Annotated in this window: 17 protein-coding genes; 4 read left to right on the forward strand and 13 right to left on the reverse strand. The window is 38.0% G+C overall.

The genetic code is table 11. The features are described 5' to 3' along the window. Positions 1-28: 28 nt before the first annotated feature. Positions 29-2,806, reverse strand: a complete 2,778-nt coding sequence (locus tag AQF98_RS11490; RefSeq protein WP_055132068.1) for a TonB-dependent receptor — start codon at positions 2,804-2,806, stop codon at positions 29-31. Between the two features lie 275 nt (positions 2,807-3,081). Beyond that, positions 3,082-4,695 carry a tetratricopeptide repeat protein gene (locus AQF98_RS11495; RefSeq protein ID WP_055132069.1) on the reverse strand — a complete coding sequence of 538 codons (1,614 nt, stop codon included), beginning with the start codon at positions 4,693-4,695 and terminating at the stop codon, positions 3,082-3,084. Positions 4,696-4,884: 189 nt separating this feature from the next. Here AQF98_RS11495 and AQF98_RS11500 point away from each other — a divergent pair, with 189 nt between their 5' ends. Together AQF98_RS11500 and AQF98_RS11505 are read left to right on the forward strand one after the other, a co-directional pair. After that, positions 4,885-6,129, forward strand: coding sequence for a Na+/H+ antiporter (locus AQF98_RS11500; RefSeq protein WP_055132070.1), 1,245 nt, complete (start codon positions 4,885-4,887; stop codon positions 6,127-6,129). A gap of 139 nt (positions 6,130-6,268) precedes the next feature. Continuing rightward, the gene (locus AQF98_RS11505; RefSeq protein ID WP_082434995.1) at positions 6,269-8,362 is read left to right on the forward strand and encodes a tetratricopeptide repeat protein; all 2,094 of its coding nucleotides are present in this window, start codon (positions 6,269-6,271) and stop codon (positions 8,360-8,362) included. Between the two features lie 92 nt (positions 8,363-8,454). Here the strand turns inward: AQF98_RS11505 and AQF98_RS11510 are convergent, their stop codons facing one another. From AQF98_RS11510 to AQF98_RS11545, 8 genes are all read right to left on the reverse strand, one after another. Beyond that, positions 8,455-10,095 carry a TldD/PmbA family protein gene (locus tag AQF98_RS11510; RefSeq protein WP_055132072.1) on the reverse strand — a complete coding sequence of 547 codons (1,641 nt, stop codon included), beginning with the start codon at positions 10,093-10,095 and terminating at the stop codon, positions 8,455-8,457. Positions 10,096-10,153: 58 nt separating this feature from the next. Beyond that, positions 10,154-11,470 carry a TldD/PmbA family protein gene (locus AQF98_RS11515; protein ID WP_055132073.1) on the reverse strand — a complete coding sequence of 439 codons (1,317 nt, stop codon included), beginning with the start codon at positions 11,468-11,470 and terminating at the stop codon, positions 10,154-10,156. Positions 11,471-11,472: 2 nt separating this feature from the next. Then, complete coding sequence (locus AQF98_RS11520) at positions 11,473-13,107, reverse strand: TldD/PmbA family protein (RefSeq protein ID WP_055132074.1); 1,635 nt, start codon at positions 13,105-13,107, stop codon at positions 11,473-11,475. Between the two features lie 93 nt (positions 13,108-13,200). Next, entirely contained in the window at positions 13,201-14,991 is a 1,791-nt protein-coding gene (locus AQF98_RS11525) for a hypothetical protein (protein WP_055132075.1), read from the reverse strand. Between the two features lie 2 nt (positions 14,992-14,993). After that, positions 14,994-17,120, reverse strand: a complete 2,127-nt coding sequence (locus AQF98_RS11530) for a DUF4175 family protein (RefSeq protein WP_055132076.1) — start codon at positions 17,118-17,120, stop codon at positions 14,994-14,996. Continuing rightward, on the reverse strand, positions 17,113-18,504 hold the full coding sequence (locus AQF98_RS11535; RefSeq protein ID WP_161805866.1) for a BatA domain-containing protein: 1,392 nt from the start codon (positions 18,502-18,504) through the stop codon (positions 17,113-17,115). Before AQF98_RS11535 ends, AQF98_RS11530 begins: the two co-directional genes overlap by 8 nt. A gap of 9 nt (positions 18,505-18,513) precedes the next feature. Further along, positions 18,514-19,401: a DUF58 domain-containing protein gene (locus AQF98_RS11540; protein ID WP_055132078.1), complete on the reverse strand. Its 888-nt coding sequence runs from the start codon at positions 19,399-19,401 to the stop codon at positions 18,514-18,516. Then, positions 19,401-20,399 carry a MoxR family ATPase gene (locus AQF98_RS11545; protein WP_055132079.1) on the reverse strand — a complete coding sequence of 333 codons (999 nt, stop codon included), beginning with the start codon at positions 20,397-20,399 and terminating at the stop codon, positions 19,401-19,403. The genes AQF98_RS11540 and AQF98_RS11545 overlap by 1 nt, the downstream gene beginning before the upstream one ends. Positions 20,400-20,548: 149 nt before the next feature. Here AQF98_RS11545 and AQF98_RS11550 point away from each other — a divergent pair, with 149 nt between their 5' ends. Continuing rightward, positions 20,549-21,178, forward strand: a complete 630-nt coding sequence (locus tag AQF98_RS11550) for a DUF4159 domain-containing protein (RefSeq protein WP_055132080.1) — start codon at positions 20,549-20,551, stop codon at positions 21,176-21,178. A 48-nt stretch (positions 21,179-21,226) separates the two neighbouring features. Then, on the forward strand, positions 21,227-21,610 hold the full coding sequence (locus AQF98_RS11555; RefSeq protein ID WP_369816918.1) for a glyoxalase superfamily protein: 384 nt from the start codon (positions 21,227-21,229) through the stop codon (positions 21,608-21,610). 28 nt (positions 21,611-21,638) lie between these two features. Here the strand turns inward: AQF98_RS11555 and AQF98_RS11560 are convergent, their stop codons facing one another. The 3 genes from AQF98_RS11560 to AQF98_RS22375 all read right to left on the reverse strand — a co-directional run. Then, the gene (locus AQF98_RS11560) at positions 21,639-22,010 is read right to left on the reverse strand and encodes a DoxX family membrane protein (RefSeq protein WP_055132082.1); all 372 of its coding nucleotides are present in this window, start codon (positions 22,008-22,010) and stop codon (positions 21,639-21,641) included. A gap of 133 nt (positions 22,011-22,143) precedes the next feature. Beyond that, positions 22,144-23,850: a S41 family peptidase gene (locus AQF98_RS11565; RefSeq protein WP_055132083.1), complete on the reverse strand. Its 1,707-nt coding sequence runs from the start codon at positions 23,848-23,850 to the stop codon at positions 22,144-22,146. Positions 23,851-23,978: 128 nt separating this feature from the next. Beyond that, positions 23,979-24,122 (reverse strand): type IX secretion system membrane protein PorP/SprF (locus AQF98_RS22375; protein WP_152969698.1); only part of this gene is annotated, 144 nt, incomplete at its 5' end.

Consider the following 24,122-nt stretch of genomic DNA (forward strand, 5'->3'; position numbering starts at 1 on the left):
TGATTAAAATTTGAAATGATGGTTAGCATTAATTGAATTTATATCTCACACCCAATAAGTAGGTTTGCTCATAATAATCGCTGCGAATTAGTGTGCGACCATTTGACACCAAGTTTTCTTGGATTTTTGCATTCTCAGGGTTGGTACCTTTGATGAATAATTTAGTTGGTGTATTTAGGAGGTTACCTGCTTTAACAAATACACTAAGTCCGCTTTTGAATCTTTTTTCGGCCGATGCATCCATTTGGATAAAACCTTCTTGCCAAAGATCATTGTTCAAGAACTGTGATATGGTATTGATCCTTTGGCCTGTGTAAGCCCCTGCCAATTGCAAATCCCAGCCTTTTTTCGTATCTTTATATAACAACGACATGTTGGCAATGTGCTCAGACTGTCCGTAAAGTGGTCTCGATTGGTCAACCAAGAACGCTTCAACATCTCCTGTTACCGAATTGATTCTTCTCGAAGTTTTTGGGGTGGTAATACGTGAATGGGTATAGGTATAGTTGGCCTTTAACCCTATCTTATTAAAGAATTTAATGTAATCTAGCTCTGCACCAAAATTATTTGCAGTACCAAAATTACCCGCACTGTAATAGATATCTTGACCACGAACTGCATCTGCCTGGAAGGTATATTCTATCGGATTTTTGATCCTTTTGTAAAAAGCACCAACCAATAACTGCTCTGATGCACCTGGGAACAACTCATAGCGTAAATCGAAATTGTCTGCAATAGCACGTTTCAAATTCGGATTACCACGTTCCTGATATTCTTCATTGACTACTTTACCCGGTACAATTTCGTAAAAACCCGGACGGTTAAGTGCTTTGTAATATGAACCATGTAATTGTGCCTTAGCCGTTAAACTGTATTTCAAAGTTAAACTTGGCAATACATCGGTATATACCTGACTGCCTTTAGGATTGGTCTCTCCAGCTGGGAACAACAAATTGTAACCTTGGTTGGTATGTTCTACCCTTGCACCACCCGTTACCTGCAAATTGTTGATGGCAAATTTAACCATTCCATAACCTGAGGTCGTTTTCTCAGAAGCATCATAAGTTAAAGGATTGCTTACTGCTCCTGTTGGATTGCTCACTACCAAATTCAAGTCTGTATAGTTCTGGAAATCTACACCATACAAAAATCCTGCATTTGCAGCTTTTGGCGCTAAGGTGTAATTATTGAAAAAACTGCTTCTTTCTTTGTCGCGATACAAACCACCCACCATGAAATCGACATTCACCTTACCTACCGGAACGGTATAGATCAAGTCTAAGTATCCAGCTTTATCTTCATCGGTATTGCGTTCCCAACGGTGATTTACTGGCGAAGTGTTGACCAATGAAGTACGGGTATCTTGGAAGTTTTTGCGGACACCATTTAAACTGATCGTGGTATTGTCTGGTAGATCATTTTTAGCAGATGAATATACTGCAGACCATTGGATCTTTAATCGATCATTAAACAATTTATGGTCGCCATGTAAAGTGCTGTTATAAATCTGTTGCTCCGTTAAACGGCTACGGGTAGTATAAGTTAATTCTGCATTACCAGCTACCGGATTATAAACACCATTATAGCTGGTACCCACTGCATCGCGAAGTTGTTGATTTTTTAAATCGACATACACATTATACAAGCTTAGTTTATTGTTTTTGTCAAACACATAATCAATCTTGCCATGTAAACCTAAACGTTTTTGCTGCTCAGAATATTCACGGTAACTTTTACTGGTAATTACTGCATAAGCATCGGTACCATTCACTGCCGAATTGTAAAAAGTACTATTGCTACCTCTGTATGTATTTTGATAACTTCCTGCAACAACAACACCTAATTTACTATTGAAAAAACGTTGTCCGATAGACAAGTTACCTACCAGATTTGGCACAGGTTTTTGATACTTATAGTCAAGCGTTCCTTTGGTAAAATCGGCTTGTGTAGCATTGTAATTGCGACCATTAATCTCGTAAGGAGATTTATAACTGATGTTGGAAGCATTGTAACTGGCAAAATCGCGACCAAAAAACAATTGGCTATATCCTGTAGAAAGATTGGCATTGATCTGGAAATGATCTGGTGCATTTTTCATCACCATGTTTACTGCACCACCTACCGCATCACCTTCTAGGTTTGGCGTAAGGGTTTTGTAAACTTCCAATCTGTCCAATAGATCAGAAGGAAATAAATCTAAAGGTACATAACGGTATTTGTTATCAGGACTTGGAATTTTAACGCCATTTACCAAGGTATAGTTGTAACGTTTGTCCATACCCCTTAATATGGCATACTGTCCATCGCCATTGCTATTGCGCTCTACCGAAACGCCAGAAACCCTTTGAATAACATTAGCAACGGTTAAATCTGGCGAAACTTCAATTGCCCTACCAGATACGATATTCATCACTTGGGTAGCATTTTGCTCTAAGCGACGGGCATCGCGTTCATTAGAACCACTTGCTGTTGCCCTTACGGTTACTTCGTTCAAATCCTTTCCGGCCGATTCCATGTAAACCTTTACATGTGGATTATCTTCCTTTAGGATAGTGAGCTGCTGAACTACAGTTTGGTAAGTAACGTAACTTATTCGAAGTGTAGCAGCACCTACGGCTACATTTTTAAACTCGAATGAACCATCTAATCCAGTAGTGGTTGCTTGGCCTGTTTTCTCTAAAACAACTGTAGCACCTACCAGGGCTTCGCCAGATTGTCGATCATATACATGACCTTTTATTTTACTTGCATTGGCTACTGTAACTGAAAAAAGTAGCAATAAGAGAGTTTGTAAAAGTTTGTTCATTTTTAAAATTGCTTTTGCGAGAACGTTCCATTTGTTTTCGATGTGGCAAAGGTGTGCTACATTCAATTACAAATAAAATTTGAACAGTTACATAAAGGCAACAGCGTTACAAAAGCTGTATACACAAAAGCAACACAAAAACACAAGTAATTAATAATCAGATATTTAAAACAACATTCAACCTCCGTTATCTTTTTATTACCGTTACATTAACTTAATATTAAGCCCCTAAAAACAGTAAAAATGATTTAAAATTGTATTGCCTTGTAACGGTATTATAAAGCTTGAATAAACGCTGTAAGGTTCTCGCCCTGCTCCATATTGAGCTTTTTACGCAAACGGTAACGAGAAACCCTAAGGCTATCTGTAGAAATACCTAATAAAGTAGCAATATCTGTTGAAGGAAGATTCATCCTCAATAGGGCGATCAATCGGATATCAGCAGAAGTAAGTTCACTACTGTATTTCTTGATACTATCGAAAAAGCTTTGGTGCACTTGTTCAAAAGCAGTGGTAAATTCTTTCCAATGTTGCTCATGGTTAAAACTTTCGTTAATCTGCAAAATGATCTGCTGCATCTGCTTTTTTTGGTCACGTTTGTCTTCTTTAACCATGGCCTGTAAAGTACCCCTCAAATGTTCTAATAATTGGTTGTTACTGATGAGGTTTAGGGTATGCGTAGAAAGCTCTCGATCTTTTGTTTCCAACTGTTGTTTGAGCCTTTCATCTTCCAAAGCTCTATTTTTCAGTTCCAATTGTACCAGCTCATGTTGTGCTTCTTTTTCTCTGGCCAAGGCCTTTTGGTCTTTAATTTTTAGTCTTTGCCTGCTAAAGATCACAATGCCCAAAATGATCACCAAGATGACTACTGATATTCCGGCAATGGCAATGATGTTATTGATTTTCCGACTATTGTTCAGTCGGGTAATTTCACTACTCTTTTTATCTATATCGTACAAAACCTGTAAAAAGGCAGTTTGTTCTACTCCATCTTTAGAATACACATCTAGCGAATATTTGCGGCTCAATTCTGCATAATAATAGGCACTATCCATTCGGTTCATCAATTCGTAGGCCTTTCCCATATCTCTGGTACTTGCTGCCAACTGATAAGTATTGCCGGTTTGGTTGGCCAGATTATAAGCCTTTCGGGTTTGTATAATGCTGGCTTCATACTTTCCCGTTTTGCGCAATACATCGCCCAGGTTATTGATCACCTCTATAGAAGCAATCTGGTTATGGTCTTCATTATAGAGCAACAGCGAACGGTTAAAATTAACATAGGCAGAATCATATTGAGCCAAGTCTTCGTAAATGCTGCCCATATTTTCGTAAATCTTAGCTGCCCCTTGTTTATAATTGGCTGCTGTATAATTGGCCAGAGCCAAATGTTGGTAGTAAAAAGCACTATCGTAGCGGTGCTGTTTCTCGTACAGGTGGCCAATATTGCCAAATATCTCAGCTTGTCCTTTTTTATTATGGGTCTGTTTATAAATGGCTAATGCTTTGTTGTATTGGATACGCGATTTATCCAATTGTTTATTGTAATAGTAAAAAACACCCATTTCGCTCATATTCGCTGCAGATAGGTCTTTGTTCTGTTGTGTAGCGAATATTTTATCGGCATGGAGGTAAAACTCCAGCGCCTTGGCATAATGCCCTTGGTTATAACAGATCTGTCCCATTTGCTGTAAGCACAAACCGGCAGTAGCAGCATCATCTCTTTCAGTAGCTTGCACATGCATTTTTTTCAATAAAATAAGTGCTGAATCTGGATGTTTTTGGATCAATGAACGAACCACAGCCATTTGATCTGTTTGCGCATTTAGCACAGTGCTTGACAGCAATAAACAAGCAACTACGAATATAAAATAGATTTGTTTGATCATGTATTGACCAGCTATTGAAGTGAAAACTAGTGACAGCAAATGAAGCGTTTTAATATTAACTCTATGTTAACACTAATTGTAGGCCACAGGCGATCACAATTGATTTGGATTCCTTAAAAAAGAAATTAATTTTACAGCTTAGAGAATTGGGAAACAGACAAGCTAGCTTTAATTACAAAAAAATAGGTCATGGAAAACTACGCTGTCGTTATATTTATTCTGGCCATTATGATTGGTTTATCTGCAATTGCGGATAAAATCAAACTCCCCTATCCAATCATTTTAATTATTGCAGGTATTGCCATTGGGTTTATTCCTTCTTTACCCGTAATAGAGATCAATCCAGAAATCATTTTTCTGATCTTTCTCCCGCCCCTACTTTACGATGCTGCTTTTAACATCTCCTTCAAAGAGTTCAAGACCAATATCAACACCATTGCTACCTTGGCCATTTCTTTGGTATTTATCACCACTTTAGGCATCGCTGTGGTTGCACATTATCTAATCCCTGGCATGACCTGGCCCCTTTCTTTTGTGTTAGGGGCAATTTTATCAGCTACTGATGCTGTGGCAGCCATGAGCATTACCAAGGGACTTGGCCTATCGCATAAAACCAATACCATATTAGAGGGCGAGAGCTTGGTTAATGATGCCTCTGCCCTGGTAGCCTATCGTTTTGCTGTTGCAGCTGTTACAGGCACTGCATTTGTCTTTTGGGAAGCTTCCTTAACCTTTGTCATTTTAATGGTGGGTGGAGCGCTTATAGGCTTAATAATGAGCAGAATACTTTCGGTCATTATCCAAAGAATTCATGAAAACACTTTGGCTACTATCAGTTTCATCTTATTGATGCCTTTTGTAACCTATTTAATTGCCGAAGAACTTCATGTTTCTGGGGTTATTGCAGTGGTAATTTTGGGTTTAGGTATCGCCAGGTTCAGCAGAATGATTTTCCCTGCCAAGCTTAAAGAGCAATCGAGAAATATCTGGGATATCATTATTTTTCTGCTCAATGGGCTCATTTTTATCCTTATTGGATTAGAATTTCCATACATCTACAAAAACATTAACCAAGCAGACCTTCTTCCTTATATTGGCTATGCATTGATCATTACTGTTATTGCCTTATTATTACGTATTGGAAGGGTTTTTCTTCAAAAAATCAACTTGCAAAGGGCTTTCCAAAAAGGGAAACATCGAATTACCGAAGATGCCTTGCTTGATTTTAAGAACAGTTTAATTATCAGTTGGTCTGGAATGAGGGGTATTGTTTCTTTAGCAATCGCCATCGGTTTGCCTTTAACTTTAGATGATAAAAGCCCTTTTCCAGAACGAAATGAAATTATATTTATCTCTGTTGCGGTGGTGTTATTTACTTTAATTGGGCAGGGCTTAACCTTACCTTGGTTGGTTAAACGCTTAAAAATCGACTAGATCAGCTAACTGTTTGATCAAGAGCTTCAATCGCCAAAATGTAATTTTTAAAGAAATCAATAGTTTTTTAAAAAACAATAACCAGAAATAGCTACTTTGCTGCGCTTTCTTATTAAAAAATCATCTTTACTTACGTCTCATGAACAAACTGTTTATCCGTTTATTCTGCTGTCTCATTTTGATGTTGACAGTTAACTATACGTATGCACAAAAAAATATATCTAGTGATAGCACCTATCAAGCTATTCTAAAAATCAAAAATGATACAATCCGTATCAAAAAAACGGTTGAATACGCCAGTTCGCTCATTTCCAAAAAGAAACCATTAGGTGGTGAAATTGCAAACTTAGCCATTAAGGATGCACTAAGCTCCAAAAACAACCACAATTTGGGAATTACTTATTTAGCCCTTGGTTATTCTTACGTACTAACTGGCGAATATGCATTAGCCTACCCAAATTATATCCAAGCTTTAAATGTTTATCAAAAAATAAACGAACCTAAAAATTTATGGCGTGCCTATTTAGACCTCACCTGGATTCAGATCCAATTTAACGAATACCAAAATGCTGAAACTTATATTCAGAATGCATTAAAGATTGCCAAACAAGAGGGTCTGATTATGGAAGAAGCAACAACCTATAATTACTTAGGTATTCTCTACGATAGTCAACTGAAATACGATACTGCCATTGGTTATTATAAACAAGCACTTGCCCTCAATGAAAAAAAAGGCACAGAATTTAACCAGATCAGCACGTTAACAAATTTAGGAATTAGCCAACGGAGGTCGAAAAGATATAAAGAAGCTTATGATTCTTTTATAAAGGCCAAATTGTTAATCGACAAAGGGAATATAGGCTATTTCAAACAATCCATTTACCAGAACCTTGCTGAGCTCACCTTTGTAATGAAAGATTACGAAAATGCCGAAATCTATATTTTAAAGGCATTGGCTACTTCTAATGGAAACAACGAAATGGTATTAAAAAGAGGCTTGTATAATAACCTATACGAAGTTTATAAAAACAAAAAAGACTTTGAAAAAGCGTTACAATATGCCGATTCGGCTCGGAACCTAGAGGTAATGGTTTTCTCTAAGGATAAGGTTGCCGAAATTATGAATCTGCAGACTAAATATGATACCAAGCTGAAAGATGAAAAAATAGCTAACCAGCATGCCTTGAACCTGCAACAGCTTCAACAATTAGAAATTAACAAGAAAGAACTTCAACTTACCCTCGAGCAGAAAAAGAATGCAGAGCTGACTTTTACTAAACGACAAAATGAATTGCAGAATGAAAAGAGGCTTCAAGAATCTATCATTCAAAAAGACCGTTTACAAGCCAAGTTAGATAAGCAAGCCAGCGATCAACAAATTCTTTTGCAAAAAGGAAAAATTGAAACGAATAAAAAACTTCAGCTCTTTCTTGCCATAGTAACCCTAATGGCCATTGCTATAGCTGCGTTTATTTTTTACAATCAACGAAAAACAAGGCGACTGAATGAACTCATTACGCAACAAAAAAAGGACCTCGAAAACATCAATGGTGTAAAAGACCGCATTTTTACCATTATTAGTCATGATATGCGTGCACCGGTAAATACCCTGATTTCTTTTAATCACTTATTGGAAGACCATGACCTCTCCTCAGAAAAGATTAAACGTTATGCCAAAGAGATCAACAAAACGTTAGACCATACTTCCATTTTAATGGAAAACCTACTCAATTGGAGCAGAAGCCAATTACAAGGTTACAAACCGAATAGTCATACCCATTTGTTAAAAAACATTTCCAATCAGGTAATTCAGACCTTAGCTAGTCAGGCAGCAAAAAAAGGGATTAGTTTAACCAACAATATCGCACCAGAGGCCACCATTTATGCTGATGCGGATATGACTGAGCTCATTATGCGAAACATTGTAGCCAATGCCATTAAATTTACACCTACCAACGGTGTGGTTGAATTAAATACCACCTTAACAGACAAACAAACAACCTTTTATGTATCTGATAATGGCGTAGGTATTACAGCACAGTTAGTAGAACAACTGAACAGCAATGATACTTCTTACCATGTTACTACCCAGCTTGGAACCAACAAAGAAAAAGGTACTGGTTTAGGACTAATGCTTTGTAAGGCATTTACAAGCCTAATGAATGGCGAAATATTAGTGACCAGCGAAACTGGAAAAGGAAGTGTAATTTTTGTAACCCTTCCTAATAGTTAATTGTTAGTCGAGATCGTTAGTCGGGATTTGAAATCCCGACTAGCTATTATATAGCTGTTGGCGAGGACGCCAACAGCAGCTACATTGATATATTAACCTAGTTTACTTCCCGTATTGATTACTTTTACCCCATTGAAACGGGTAGTTGGACTGCCATGAGAAACCGCACTTACCTGACTTGGCTGACCTTTACCATCGGAAAAAGTTCCACCTAAACGGTAATCGTTTTTATCGCACAGCTGTACACACGAATTCCAAAACTCTTGTGTATTGGATTGATAGGAAGCATCTTTAAACATGCCAACAATCTTTCCTTCTTTAATTTCGTAGGCCAATTGTGCACTGAACTGGAAATTGTAACGCTGCTGATCAATAGAATAAGAGTTACGACCAAACATGTAAATGCCTTTTTCTACATTTTTAACCATGTCTGCCGCAGATAAAGCAGCTTCACCTGGTGCCAATGATACATTTGGCATGCGTTGAAATTGGATACTATCCCAGCTGTCAGCGTAACAACAACCTTGCGATTCTTTTAGGCCTAAAATATGCGCCTGATCTCTAATGGTTTGGTAGTTGACCAAAATACCATCTTTGATGATATCCCATTTGCCACATTTTACACCTTCATCATCATAACCTACAGCTCCCAATGAGCCTTTCTCCATTTTATCTGCAATGATATTCACCTGCTTGCTTCCAAAATTAAACTTCTTGGTTTCCCACTTGTCTAATGTTAAGAAGCTGGTACCTGCATAATTGGCCTCATAGCCCAATACACGGTCTAATTCAGTGGGGTGTCCTACCGATTCGTGGATGGTTAAAAACAAATGCGAAGGATCTAAAACCAAATCATACTTGCCTGCGGCAACAGGTTTGGCTTTTAATTTCTCGGCTACATGCACAGTGGCTTCTTTCACATCTTCAAACATGTCGTAACGTTTTTTGTATAGCGTTACTGGTCCACCTTTTATTTTTTCTTCATCTTTTGGCGTAAGGTATTCGAAACCCATTCCCATTGGTGCACTTAAGGCATTTCTGGTTTCAAACTTCCCGTTGGTTTCATCAATTTTGGTCACTGTAAAATTAGGCCAGATGCGATGAATGTCTTGGTCGATATAAGAACCATCTGTTGAAGCAAAGTACTTTTGCTCATTGATCATAAACAGATTAGAGTTGACATATTTTGCACCACCTTTAAGTGCTTCATTATTTACGCTCAATAGTAACTCTACCTTATCAGGAATGGGCACGCTAAAGGCGTTAACCTCTACCGGAGTTTTCCAACTCACCTCACCATACCCTTTTTGTGCAGCCAATTGCACTGGCTCGCTCATCAGCTTGGCATTTCCTTTAGCAATGGCTACAGCCATTTCTGCAGCTTTGGCAATGCTATCGTTATCTAATTTATTGGTAGCCGCAAAACCCCAAGAACCACCAGCCAATACCCTTACCCCCAATCCATAAGATTCGCTGTTCGAGATATTTTCTACACGGGTCTCTCTTGTAGCCACTACTTGGTTAAGGTATCTGCCAATACGCACGTCTGCATAGCTTGCACCTTTACCTTTAGCAGCATTTAAGGCAATATCGGCCATCTGTTTTTTCAGTTTTACATCAACAGGCGTCAATGCTTCCTCAACCGTAATTATTTTCCCAAAGGTATTTAGACTTGGAAGCATTGCTGCGCCGGCACCTAAACCTGTCATGTATAGGAAATCTCTTCTTCTCAATTCTTTTAAATTTAAAGGTTAAAAAAACGGCGATGAAATCTCATCGCCTGTTTGTTTTTTAAATAGCATCTGATAATGAGGTGAATGTAAAGTCTTTGATCTTCATTGGAGGGATCATGCCACTACCTGTTCTTACAGGTTTGCCCAATGCCTCTACGTTGTTTAACATAATGATCGGACTTTCATTAAACCTAAAGTTTTTGATCGGGAATTTGATTTCACCATTTTCGATATAGAAAGTACCATCACGTGTAAGTCCTGTTAACAATAGTGTTTGTGGATCTACAGATCTGATGTACCAGAAACGGGTAACCAAAATTCCTTTTTCGGTACTTTTAATCAAGTCTTGTAAAGATTGTGTTCCACCTTCTAATACAATACTTCTATTAAATGGAAGTGGTTCTACTCCCTTTTTATTGGCCCAAAATCTAGAGTAAGATAAGTTTTTAACTACGCCGTCTTTTACCCATTGTGTTCTTTTCACTGCCAAGCCATCGCCTGTCCAAGTAGATGAAGGTAGTTCAGGATTTAATGGATCTGAATAGATATTTACATTTTCTGAAAACAACTGTTCTCCCAATCGGGTTCCACCACCTTTTTTACTCATGAAACTACGACCTTCATCAGCACTACGGGCATCAAAACCTCTAAACATATTGCCTAAAATATCGCTCGCTGCTAAAGGTTCTAAAATCACTGTATATTTTCCAGGTTCAATTGCTTTTGCACCTGCTGAACCTGTGGCTTTACTTGCCGCTATTTTGCTAAGCGCCAATACGTCCATTTTGCTCAGATCGTTAAAGTTTTGCTCCACATAACCAGAACCTGTTCCTTCTTTGTTTCTAATGGTTACAGAGAAGGATACATCGGTAGATTTGTTATACGCGAATAAACCTTTAGAATTCATTACCGAATTGAAACGGGTTGAATTTTCTAAGAAACCAGCGGCATCTAAATTGGCTGCTTTGGCTACACTTAAACTCTTGCCCACCATTTCGGCCCTCGTATCAGGAGTCATGGCTGCTGTTTTTTCATTATAAGTGGTCGATTCAGGGAAAGTTTGTCCACCTAACAAAGGCATCGATTCTGGATTTTCTGGTGCCAGTTGTGCCAATTCTTCAGATCTTTGTACCACTTTTTTTAGGGAAGCATCATCAAATTCGTTGATAGATGCCGAACCAGTTTTTTTACCAAAGGTTGAGTTAACCGATAAACCCATTACACTAATCTGGCCTGCAGTTGATACTGCATTTCGAGCATAACGGATATTGCCACCATCAGAACCATTTAAACTGATTTCGCAGGCATCTGCTTTCGAATAGCTGAGTACCTTTTTTAATATTGCTTGGGCTTCTTCTTTACTTAATATGGCCATAATTATATTTTTCTAGCTGTATTGATAACATTAACTCCATTAAAACGTGCTGTTGAGCTTCCATGAGAAACTGCACTACTTTGTGAAGGCTGGCCTTTTCCATCGTTAAATGAGCCGCCTAGGCGATAATCGCTTTCATCACAAACTGCTGAACAAGAATTCCAGAACTCCTGTGTGTTAGACTGATAAGATACATCGTTCAGCATACCTACAATTTTACCATTCTTGATTTCGTAGAACAATTGTCCACCGAATTGGAAATTGTAGCGTTGTTGATCGATAGAATAACTACCATCACCAATAATGTACACCCCTTTTTCTACGTTTTTGATCATATCGTCAACGCTCAACTTCTCTTTTCCAGCTTCTAATGATACGTTTGGCATGCGTTGGAACTGAATATCATCCCAACCTTGTGCATAACAACAACCTTGCGATTCTTTTAGTCCAATAATGTGTGCCTGATCTCTAATGGCCTGATAATTTACCAATACACCATTTTTAATCAAATCCCATTTCTTGCAAGCTACTCCTTCATCGTCATAACCTACAGCACCTAATGAACCTACTTGTTTTTTATCGGCCACAATGTTTACCTTATCGCTACCGAACTTGAATTTCTTAGATTCCCATTTATCTAAGGTTAAGAAACTTGTACCTGCATAATTGGCTTCGTAACCTAAAACACGGTCTAATTCGGTTGGGTGACCTACAGATTCGTGGATCGTTAACCACAAGTGTGATGGATCCAATACCAGATCGTATTTACCAGGTTCTACAGATTTAGCAGTGATTTTTTCTTTAGCTACACTTGTAGCTTCTTTCACATCACCTAACATATCGTATCTGCCTTTGTAACGGGTAATTACACCACTTACTTTATCTTCTGGTCTGGCATTCATATATTCAAAGCCCATGCCCATTGGCGAGCTTAAGGCCGATTGGGTTTTGAACTTACCCGATTCTCTATCAATAATGGTTACGCCAAATGTAGGATAGATACGGTGTACATCTTGATCAATGTATGAACCATCGGTAGAAGCAAAATATTTTTGTTCATTTACCGCAAACAGTGCCGCATTCACAAAATTAGCTCCATTTTGGATGGCAATATCATTTACGTTTAACAATAGATCTACCTTATCTTTTACAGGCACCTCAAAAGCATTGATTTCAATTGGAGTTTTCCAACTTACTTCTCCATAACCCTTTTGTGGGGCCAATTGTACAGGTTCGCCTTGTATTTTAGCATTGGCTTTAGCCACGGCAACTGCTTGTTCGGCAGCTTTGGCAATGGCATCTTTGGTTACGCTATTCGTTGCTGCAAAGCCCCAACAGCCATTGGCCAGTACCCTAATGCCTACACCATAAGATTCGGTATTGGCAACGCCTTGTACACGTTTATCTCTGGTAGAAACAAATTGGTTTAAATAACGGCCAATACGTACATCGGCATAACTTGCCCCTTTTGATTTTGCTGCATTTAAGGCAACATCGGCTAGTTCTTTTTTAATTTTAACGTCTACGCGGTCTAGTGCCTGTAACGGGTCTATTGGATTTGCAAACGCAGAAAGATCTGGAAGCAACAATGCACCCGCACCCATTCCAGATAAGTAGAGAAAGTCTTTTCTTTTCAAAACGGTTCGGTTTTAGTTAGTGGTTGATTAGCTCAAGGTAGTAATTTTAGCAAGCAAATAACCTTAAAGAATATAACATTTTAGTTTCAATTGTTATTTATTCTCCAAAATCCTCAATTCGTACCATAAGAAGGATGCTGCCATTAAAAAAATGGCCAAAAACCACCATTTAGAAATTTCCTTTTCAACTGAACTGTTGTTTTGCAGGGCATTTACCTGCTTTTTGTTTTGATTGGCTATAAAATGATTGGTACTGCTGATTTTATTGGCATTTTTAAGATTTTGCCAATCAGACTTTTGATAAACATAAAAATCTACTGCTTTTTGATTGATTTTCAATTGATTCCAACCCAATTGGCTTGGCCAGAAAACAGCATCCCATTCAAATGGTAACTCCATATTTTGTCTCGGACTTAACTTCACCTCTCCTAGCCTCATATCAGGCACTTTATCATCTGTCCCGCTTACGATCAATCTTGTTCTTTGGTCTACTGTAGTCAATTGAGGCACGAACTGAACAGTTTGATCCATTGATTTTTTACGTGACGCTTTATCAAGTAAAGTAGACCAAAATGTGGTGTAGTCTGCACTTTTACCAGCAAGTTGCCATTGGTAAGTGGCCGAAATTGTAGAGCCCATTACTTGCCCCATGCCATGGAGCTGTGTGCTTACCACAGCCCTACCTTTGGTATCAGCAACCAATATTTGCTCGTTTGCCCCTGTTTTTAGAAACAAAGTTTGTACAAAGGGCAATACATTTAAGTTGGCGTTTTCTGCTGGTATTTTAAAGGCTAAGGGTTTTTCTGCCGAGGCAGGAATTTCGTATCGGTTAAAATTTTGAAATGGATTGGTTTGTTTGGGATCAATTAACCTGATCATCAGCCCCATGCCATTTTCAACAGCCAACTGAATTGTTGATCTTTCTTTAGCACTGAGGGCTTTTAATTCTTCTTCATCGGCCAATAGCACAGCTATATTTTTCAATGTTTCTGAATTGATCTGATCCAGATTCGTTTCTTTTCGGTTCAGAAAATCTGTACTGTATTTATTTTTGCTGATCCTGCTTCTCAATGCAACTGGATATTGGTTTTCGTACAACCATTTTTTCAGAAATTTGTATTCAAAATCTGGAAAGGAAGCCAATACCAATACATTCATTACTTCTTTTTTGGCCACTGTAAATGGAACAGGTTCTTTACTTAGGGTATCTTTTCCTTGTAGGGCGATTAAACGATAAACTGCTTTTCCTGTTTGTTTGGGTATGGTTTTGAAAGAAAAATCGACACTAGATTTTGCTTTGACACTCAATGAATCTATGTTTTTGCCTAAGCCAAAAAGCAATAATTTTATAGCTTGGTCACTTTCGTTCTGGTAATTTCCTTGAACAATTAAGGGAGTTGTTGCCTTCAATTCGGCTGGCCAATTACAAGAAATCACGCCTGATGGAACCGAGCCAGCATGGAAAGCAACAGTATGGTTTTCTAGCTTTTTTAGTTCTTCTTTTCCTAACCCGTAACCATAAATATGAACCTGTTTAAGCTCAGGATGTAATTGTAAGTGATAGGCTAAATCTGGCAGGTAATTGGCTTTGATGTTTTGATGTGCTTTAAGTACGGCCGAATCTACATAGTACTTGTTTCCTTTAATTGCTGCAATGGTTGGGCTACTTGTACCTACAGTAATGAGGTTCAATTCATTTACAGATTCAACCTTTTTAACAGTATAGGTAATAGGAACAATCAATGCTGCAAAAGCACCCACCATGGCAACACTAGCAATGATGCGCCAAACCAAATGGGCTTTATTTTTCCTCTTGAATTCTTTGTAGACCAAGAAAATTCCAAAAGCAAGGCAAGCCAAAAGTATTGCATATTTAAATTCCATGGCTATCTACTTTGCTTTTTAAGGTAATTAAAATAGGTTTTAGATAAATTATTGGCAGCACCAACATTTTGTGTCTGTGGTTTTGCTGTTTCTTGACCAATTAATTTTTGAACCACCTGCTGCACCAATTCAATATCTTTTAAGTTAACCTTACTGGCTATGCTCATTTTCCTCAGACTTTTTAAAGCAGCCAGATAAATACCCGGTTGGTTAGCGGCAGCCCCAATCAACTGTCCCTCGGCTTCATGTAACAATTGACGATCTGCAGCATTGAAAGAGTTTCCTGTTTTTCTACTTTCTAATAAAGACAATAAGGTTTTTAAGTTTTCGGTTGTTTGGTCTTTCTTTTCAAAATCTGCTTGTTGAAGAGGCGATATAATTTTACCCAATTCGCCAGACAAACGTTTTTCTGGCTTTAAAGTAGTTGTTTTTACGGTGGTTTTGGCCACGTAGGCCCTTGATTTTTGTTGGAGGTCTTTCAATAGTCTCAATGCCTTATACTCGAAAGGCAGGGCTCCCTGTGGCTTGTAGGTTCTTAACTGAAGTTCAGAACTCCACATTTCTGTTAATACGGCTTTCAATTGAGCCTTCAATTCTGGTTCAAAAAAAGTGGCATCTTCAGCAATATCATGTTTATGCGCATACTTGTCCATAATGGCTTGTACATCACCAAATTTCGCTTCAGGCTCACCTTTGCCGTGGTCATCGTCATGATCGTGGTCGCCACCAATTTCTGTTTCAGCCTCCTCGCCCAAAAACTTCCCATACCTTAAGCGCAACAGTTTTTGATCAATCCCCAAGGCATTGCTTCGGTTTTTAAATTCTTCTGTTGATAGGCTTTCTTGTTCTTTCAACAATTTTTCGGTATCAATGATAATCTGTCGCTGACTTCTAAAATACTCAGGCACCAGATCAACCCCATTGGTCATTCCAGCCATACTCATTAATTCGGTAGGGTCTACAATAGAGACAAAATAAACATCCGATCTACTTACCTGTCCATGGTTATCTAAGGCCTGTACAAAAAAGTAAAGCTCATCTCCAGGTTTCATTCCTAGCGTTTTCAATTCTAGCAATTGCTGGAGTTTAATTTCTTGTTGATTATTAAAACTCGTATTAAATGACAGCTTCTTCTCTGTAAAACTTACCCCCTCGCCTTTTCCACTGGCCATGGTTACGGATATAAAAGCATCTTTGATCCCATAATCGTCTGTTAGGTTTATGTTCAGGTTCACTTTTTGGGGCTGACCAATGTCTATTACCGTACGTTGTTTGGGTTGAATGATCTTGATCTGTACAGGCAGGTCTGGAATAACCTCAATTTGGTAAAGATCAGATTTTTGTCCATCTAACACCAGTTGATAAAAGCCAGGCTGAGTAATCGTTCTCGAGAAACTCCACACAGTTGAATCTGCATTTGAAGGTTTCAGTTGGTGTACTTCCTTGTCGTTGAAGATCATTTTTAGGCTTTTGAGACTGGTATTGGTTTCAAATTTCCAATCTACTTTTGCATTGGCTTCTACCTTAATCGTCAATTGTTTTTGTGTACGTTCTTTGTTGCGCGTATATACAGGTGGGGTAATGCTCACCTTAAAAGATTGAAGCTGTGCCGGAATATGTTCTTTAACCACAGCCGAAGCAGCTGTTGTTGTATTCAGTTGATCTTCAACAAATGAATAAGGTAACCGATTGATCAACAAACTAAGTCCAATGCTACACATCAATACAATTAAACTATAGCCAATTTTTCTCCAAAGGCCATTCAAGCTATCTGTTATTGGAAAATAGGCACTAATTTTTTCGATCTGCAAATGCTCTAATAATGCAATTTCTGTCTCAGGTTTTAAAAACAATGCAGTACTCTCTTCTAATACGGCATATTTGGTATTGAGATGGCGGGCAATATCTAATGTTGTAATTTTCCAAATTGGTTTAAACCATAATTGAACAGCAGCTACCAACACCAACAAAGGCAACAAAATCCAATAAGAAAAAGATAAAAATCGGGTGGCAACAACCATTAAAACAATGGAAATAGCCAAGTTTAACAAAGCACCTTGTAGCCAATAAAGTGAAATCCACTTTACCCGCAACTGTTGTATCCATTTTTCTCCTTCAGCTTTAGACATGGTTTAATTTCCTTTGCTTTCTGAATGATAAAATTCTTTCTATAATCAGCACCAAGAAGGCCAAAAGCCAAAATAATTGCTGAAGTGGCTTTGAAATACTGCTTTTTTCTGCTACAGCTGATAAATTAAGCTGGATGAGTTCTTTTTGTCCTTGTGCTAATTGTCGTTGATCTAATGCGTTATTCTCAAATCCAAAATCTATGGCATCTTGATCGGCATACATGATCGGCATCAAAGCTTTTACAAACTGTTCGCTCCACACCAAGTCTGTCCACTGCGGGTTAAATCTAGTATAGAAACGATAAGTATGGTAATTTTCGTTTGTTTCTTTACTTAAAATAGCTTGACCAAAACCATCACTCCAAATCGTTTCTCCTTTTAGTTGTACTGGTATAATGCTTTGGTAAAGTTGAACAGTAGGATAATTACCCCATGCCCCGCTCCCCAAATTAAGCAATGTAGTTGCTACTTTGGTTTTTCCTTTGGCATAAGTAAATAGATTTGCCCCAGTTTTCAATTTCGACAAATATTTTTGATCGATAGCTTGATCGGAGAGCCAAAACCCAACATTGGCCTGAACTTTGACATTTTCATCCCAAATTTTGATGTTTATCTTTCTCTTGGTAAAATCAGAAATCGCCTGCAGGGCTGCCTCAATGTATTTTCTATCTGCACCACTAGGATCGTAAATGAGTACATCAATCAGCGATATACTTGTTTCGCCATCTACTGCCTTGTAACTTGTTAAAGATGCGCTTGATTGTGCTTGATAATTTTTGCCCGCAAAACTACTGATCCAATTTTTTAAAGTATCTGTTGAGATGGGTGTTTTCCATTTCAGATCAAAAGCAATGGCAGGTAAATCTCCATCAAAATTATGCAATTGATGATTGGCAAAAAGGTAAACTGGAAAGTGCGTAGGCAATTGACTATTCAGTTGTTTAAATAAAGAAGTATAACTTAACTGTCGTTTATCAGTGGTTATGGCAGTATCTTTCCATGTCAACTGTTTAAAACCCAGGTTAAATTCGTGCAGTTCAAAACCTAAGTTCAATAAAGAATCAATGGTTTGTTTTTGAGTAGGATCAAGCTGTTTGAGTTGGTCTTTTTCAAGGAGCACCCAACCTGTTCGGTTTTTAGCCGCAGTTGTCTTTTTAAGGTAAGGTTGTGCCAATAAAAAGGCAATCAACACCAACAACAAGCAACGTAAAATAAATAAAGGCCAATCTTTTATGTGCCAACTTTTTGAACTTGCCTTGGCACTTTCGCCCATTAAGGCAATGCTCCCAATTTTTAGGGTTTTGCCTCTTTTTACATTCCACAAGTGGATGATTACAGGAATAATCAATCCTGCAAGCGCAAACAAACCTATGGGATATAACAAATGCACGGTCTAAATTCTAAGTTTGTTTCGTTGTTTTAAAAAATCTCTTAAGGCTTGATCTAATGATTGATCTGTAGAAATAGTTTGGTAATAGATATTTCTATCCAACATCCGCATTCGGGTCTCTTCTAGGTAAAGTGCCAATTTTTCTTGATAAGCGGCTCGAGCTTTGGTTTGGTCTAACTGGATTGTTTCGCCAGTTTCTAAATCTTCAAATGTAGTATAGCCCTTAAAATCAAGTTCTTTTTCATTTCTGGCTAAAACATGAAACACAATAATTTCATGTCTTAAAGTACTTAAGGTATCCAGCAGGTTAAAAATCTCATTATTGGTTTGGTAAAGATCAGTTACAAAAACGAGGAGCTCACGTTTTTGGGTTCCGGCAAAAATCTCTTTATAATGAATTGGCTTGGTAAAGGTACCTTCAGGTTTGATCTGTTCTAATTGGTAAAACAACCTGGTTAAATGCTGAAAATCCTGTTTGGCTGCCATGGTATAAATACCTGCGTTTTTAAATACATACAAACCAATGGCATCGCCTTGCAAATTGGCCAAATAGGCTAAAGAAGCTACCAAGTAACGTACATAAGCGATCTTGCTTACCTCACCATCCTGATGGTTCATAGAAGCACTGGCATCTACCAAAAAACGAACGGATATATTGGTTTCAATTTCCGATTCGCGGATATAATAACGATCAGACCGAGCAAACATCTTCCAATCTAAAGAGCGCAAATCATCACCAGGTTGGTAACTTCTGTATTGACTAAACTCTAAACCCTGACCTTTTACGGTACTTTTATTGATCCCACTCATAAAACCATCAATTGTGGCTTTTGCCGACAAATTGAGGTCTTTGATGGCCATCAATATTCTAGGATCAAGCAGTCTACTCATTAAATGTTAACTTTTGGTCTAGCAATAGTTTTAATCAATTCGTCTGTTACCTTATCAGAAGAAACGTTTTCAGCCTCTGCCTTAAAGTTCATTAAAACCCTATGGCGCAATACTGGATAAGCCATTACTTGCAGATCTTCCATTATCACAGCATACCTGCCATGAAATAAGGCTCTGGCTTTGGCCGTTAAGATCAAGGCCTGCCCTGCTCTTGGGCCAGCACCCCAACGTACCCATTCTTTCACAAAATCTACGGTAGTGGTATCGGGGCGGGTAGCACGGATCAATTCGCTCACATAACTGATCAGATCATCGCTAATGCTTACTTGCCTGGTTAAGGTCTGTAACTGTTTGATCTCTTCGGCACCAATAATAGGGTTGACTTTATTTTTTTGAGCACCAGTGGTACTACTCAAGATTCTGGTTTCTTCTGCAGCTGTAGGATAGCCTATTTTAATGTACAATAAAAAACGATCCAATTGCGCTTCAGGTAAAGGATAGGTGCCAGCCTGCTCAATTGGGTTTTGTGTAGCCAAGATAAAAAACGGACGATCTAAAGGATAGGTCTGTCCACCGTAGGTAACCTCAAACTCTTGCATGGCCTCTAAAAGGGCAGACTGCGTTTTTGGTGGGGTACGGTTAATTTCATCTGCTAAAATAATATTGGCAAATAATGGCCCCTTGTTAAATTTAAAAAAACGTTTGCCAGTGGCATGGTCTTCTTCTAAGATTTCTGTTCCTACAATATCTGTTGGCATCAGATCGGGTGTAAATTGGATCCTTCTAAAAGAAAGGTCTAAGGCCTGCGACATGGTCCTTACCATTAAGGTTTTGGCCAAACCCGGCACGCCTTCCAATAAACAATGTCCGCCAGCCATTAATGCGATCAACATTTCTTCGATAATGACATCTTGACCAACTATTACCTTCTGGATTTCGTTTTTTAATAGGGAGATCTTCTCGATCAATATTTTAAGGTTACTTTCTGGGCTCTCCAAAACAATAATTTTTTAGGTGTGACGATATAGTGCTTCAATATAGAACATATTGACTCAATTTTTTGTTCCTCATAAAACAATATCAAAAAATTTACAAGTTATCTACTTTAAAAATCTTGATTATTAAAAATTGACACTAATTTAGGACAATGCAAAGCGCTAAGTTTACTTTTGCGAGGTTAAAGTATAATTCTGGAGATTGGGATACAGATCAGCGTATGCCTTCTAATCTGCTCAACTCCTTATTAGAATATACTACCATTCCCTTAGATCCGGAAGAAAAGATTGTAGATCTGAGCAGTAATGACCTGTTTAAATATCCATTTTGTTATTTAAGCGGACATAAATTGGTGCAGTTTAGCCAACAAGAGGCCCATAATTTTAAACAATATGTAAATAATGGTGGTTTTGTATTTGTTGACGATTGCAACCATGACATAGATGGTTTATTTGCCAAATCTTTCGAAACCCAAATGAGCAACCTATTTGGCGCCCAAGCATTGAAAAAAATTGCCAATACTCACCCCATCTATAGTTCATTTTTTAAATTTGAGAAAGGCCCACCTCCTACTTCTTTCGAGCTCAATGGCTGGGGCGACGATCTGATACACGATTACCTCAAAGCCATTACCATAAATGGTAGAATTGGGGTATTATACAGCAATAAAGATTATGGCTGTGAATGGGATTATGATTTTAAAAACAAACGTTTTTTAGCAGAAGACAATACCAAGTTTGGGGTAAACATTATTTTGTATGCGATGGGCATCAATGCCTAAGCCTTGAGCTAACAAAAAGTAAACAATTATCTTTTAAGTTTCAACCACATGAAGATCGTACCTCTTTTTAAATGTCGGAACATGCAAAAAGCCATTGCTTTTTATACAGGTATTCTCGATTTTAAGCTAAAATATAAAGCAGCATCTGCCAATGATTGGGTAGTTGATTTGGTAAACGACAATATTGAATTACAATTAACTATTGCAGAAGGAGACTATTTATTCGGTTCTGTAGCCAATATTTGGGTTGATGAAGTGGATGAACTTTTTCAGAAATATGTACAACGGGGTTTGGATCATTCCAATAAAAAAGATTCGCCCGTACACCAAGGACCTACCGATCAAACCTGGGGCAGCCGTGAGTTTTATATAACGGATGTTGATGGGAATACCTTAAGGTTTTGTATGCAGCAGTCTTTTCCTGGTTCGTGAGGCACGAACCAGGAAAAGACTATTTTTTTTAAGACACCAATGGTTGGTATTTTTTCCAATTGTCTCCGATCATCCAAAGATTGATCAACAACATTACACCTGCAATTAATAAACCAGATGGCATAAATATCGCATTGTGGATCACAATACCTACCATTACCGGTAAGATTACAATGGCGCCCAAAGCCCTAGTTTTAGGAAAGATAAAAAGTGCTCCCCCTAAAATTTCGATAAAACCTACTAAAGGCATCAACCATTTAATGGTTCCAAAGGCTTCAAATACCTTCATCATTTCTGCTGGCATTGGAGGAACCGGCATGTAATGTAAGAACTTATCTAAGCCTGCATTGATAAACATTAGCCCAAAAAGGGCACAAAGAATGAGTTTAACTATTTTCATGTTTTTAAGATTAGTAATTTAAATTTAACAAAAAATATAGCTTACTTCATCATGGAAATTTAGATGAACTGCCAAACCTTTTTCTAACCTTGTATTAGTACAATTAAAGTACATTGAACAACATTGAATACGTTCATTTTTTTTGCTCGATAAATTCCAATGCCTTTTTCAACAAAGGATCTTGTTTATTGACAATATCCGAAACCGTATAGGCCACTGGAATATCCACTTTAATCCCAACACGTTGTGTTTCTCTTCCATCTGGATAATAAATTCCTAAACCAGAAAAATTGACCCGGTATCCTCCTGGCAAAACAGTTCTGGTTACATTGCCATCTGCGCCTGCTGTCTGGCTGCCTATTACCGTAACATTAGGAGCTGTTTTTAGAGTCATACAGGCCCATTCGGCAGCACTCTGTGTTCTATTGTCTACCAGTAAAATGATTTTACCTTTATAAGGATCAGGGTTTAACTTGCCTACTTGGGCATAAGTTGTTCCTTTATTTGCCTCTTCATATATAAATGTTCCTGGCAAACTGAAATCAGGACGTGTTAAGCGGCTATAGAATTGAGGCTCTTTGAGCAAATACTGTGGTACAAGATAAGTACCAGTTCCATTAGCAGGATAGTTCCTCATGTCAAAAACAATTGCTTTGGTTTGCATTAAAGGAGACATGATGCTATCTAAATTTTTTCGGGTAATGTTACTAAAGAATACATAGCCTACACTATCAGCTATCATTTTGTAGGTGATAGGGCTTTCCATTTCAAAAAAGTTAGGATAACCTTTTAGCAAATCACGTTCTTTTAAATTGACCATCACCTTAAACCTTTTCCCATCTGGGTGATAGCCTGAAAGCAAAGCTGTTTGGCGATGACTATTTAGTACCAAGTAATGCATGCTTTTAAGCTTCCCACCCTTGTTTGATGCCGGAATATAATCCCAATAATTTTCCATTTTTGATTTTAATGGTACACCATCTATGGTTTCAATTACGCTACCCATTTTAAGCCCTGATGAATGGTCTCCACTGTCAATTCTTGTTACTACAGCTACATGGTCAACAATTCGAAAATCGAATGATGGACTATATTTACCTGTAATGGTATCAAATACCTGAGGCCATAACCCACCATGCGAATCATTGATAGTGGCAGCCATTTTGGCCAATGCTTTGTGATAAGAAAGTGTGTCGTTTGCCTTCATCATTTCCGGGATCAGCTCATCCAACACTTGATCCCAAGGCTTACCTATAGCATATTGATAAGGATAAAAATAATTGATTACATTCCAAAACCTAAATAAACCCAACAGTCTATAATTGACATTTGGCAATAACATTTCGGCATAGGGTTTTTCATTTGGTGTATATACTGTACTGTCATTTTGAGGATTAGGTTGCGCATAATAATTTAATCCACGATAAGGGTGTTTAGATACAAAAGTTAATACCTGTTGATGTTGACTCGTTAACAACTTATCCCTTTCAATCCAAGTGTGGTCAAGATTGCGGGTGTTAATGCTTGCTTTTGTTATTGAATCAGCTGTTGGCGCTGTATACTTGCCCGCAATATCTAACAGTTGTTCTACTTCTACATTCAATTGTTGAGGAGTATTTGATTTTAATAGCTGATCTACTGCAGAAATCAATACCGAATCCCAATTTTTGCTCCCATTGGCAATTCCCGGATGGTAATACTTTAACAAACCCCATGTTTTACAAAGTGTATGGAGCTGTGCAGTTTGAACTTTAGTTTGTGCCTTTATAAAGAAAGTATTAACACTTAAACCTATAAAAATAAAAATGCAGGCAGCTTTGATAGTAGGTATCTTTCTCATTAATTACAAGACACCTTTATTGTTCATTTGTTGCAATTAGCATTACTGTCTTTAGCTTTTCTTTTGCGCCATGTATTAGAACGAACAAGGCAGCCTTTATGGGGCTGCCTTGGTGATATTGTTGAGGTCTATTTAGCGAGATTTACCCTGAGGTTGAGCTCGAAGCTGCCATTGGTGTATCCCGACAGTTCAGAGGTCTGTGTGGTGTACATTCCCGATACCAGGTACCTTTTCTTGATGTCCAGTCCCAGCCCAAAGGTTGCGCTCTGGTT

Source organism: Pedobacter sp. Hv1, from assembly GCF_001412215.1.
Taxonomy (GTDB): Bacteria; Bacteroidota; Bacteroidia; order Sphingobacteriales; family Sphingobacteriaceae; genus Pedobacter.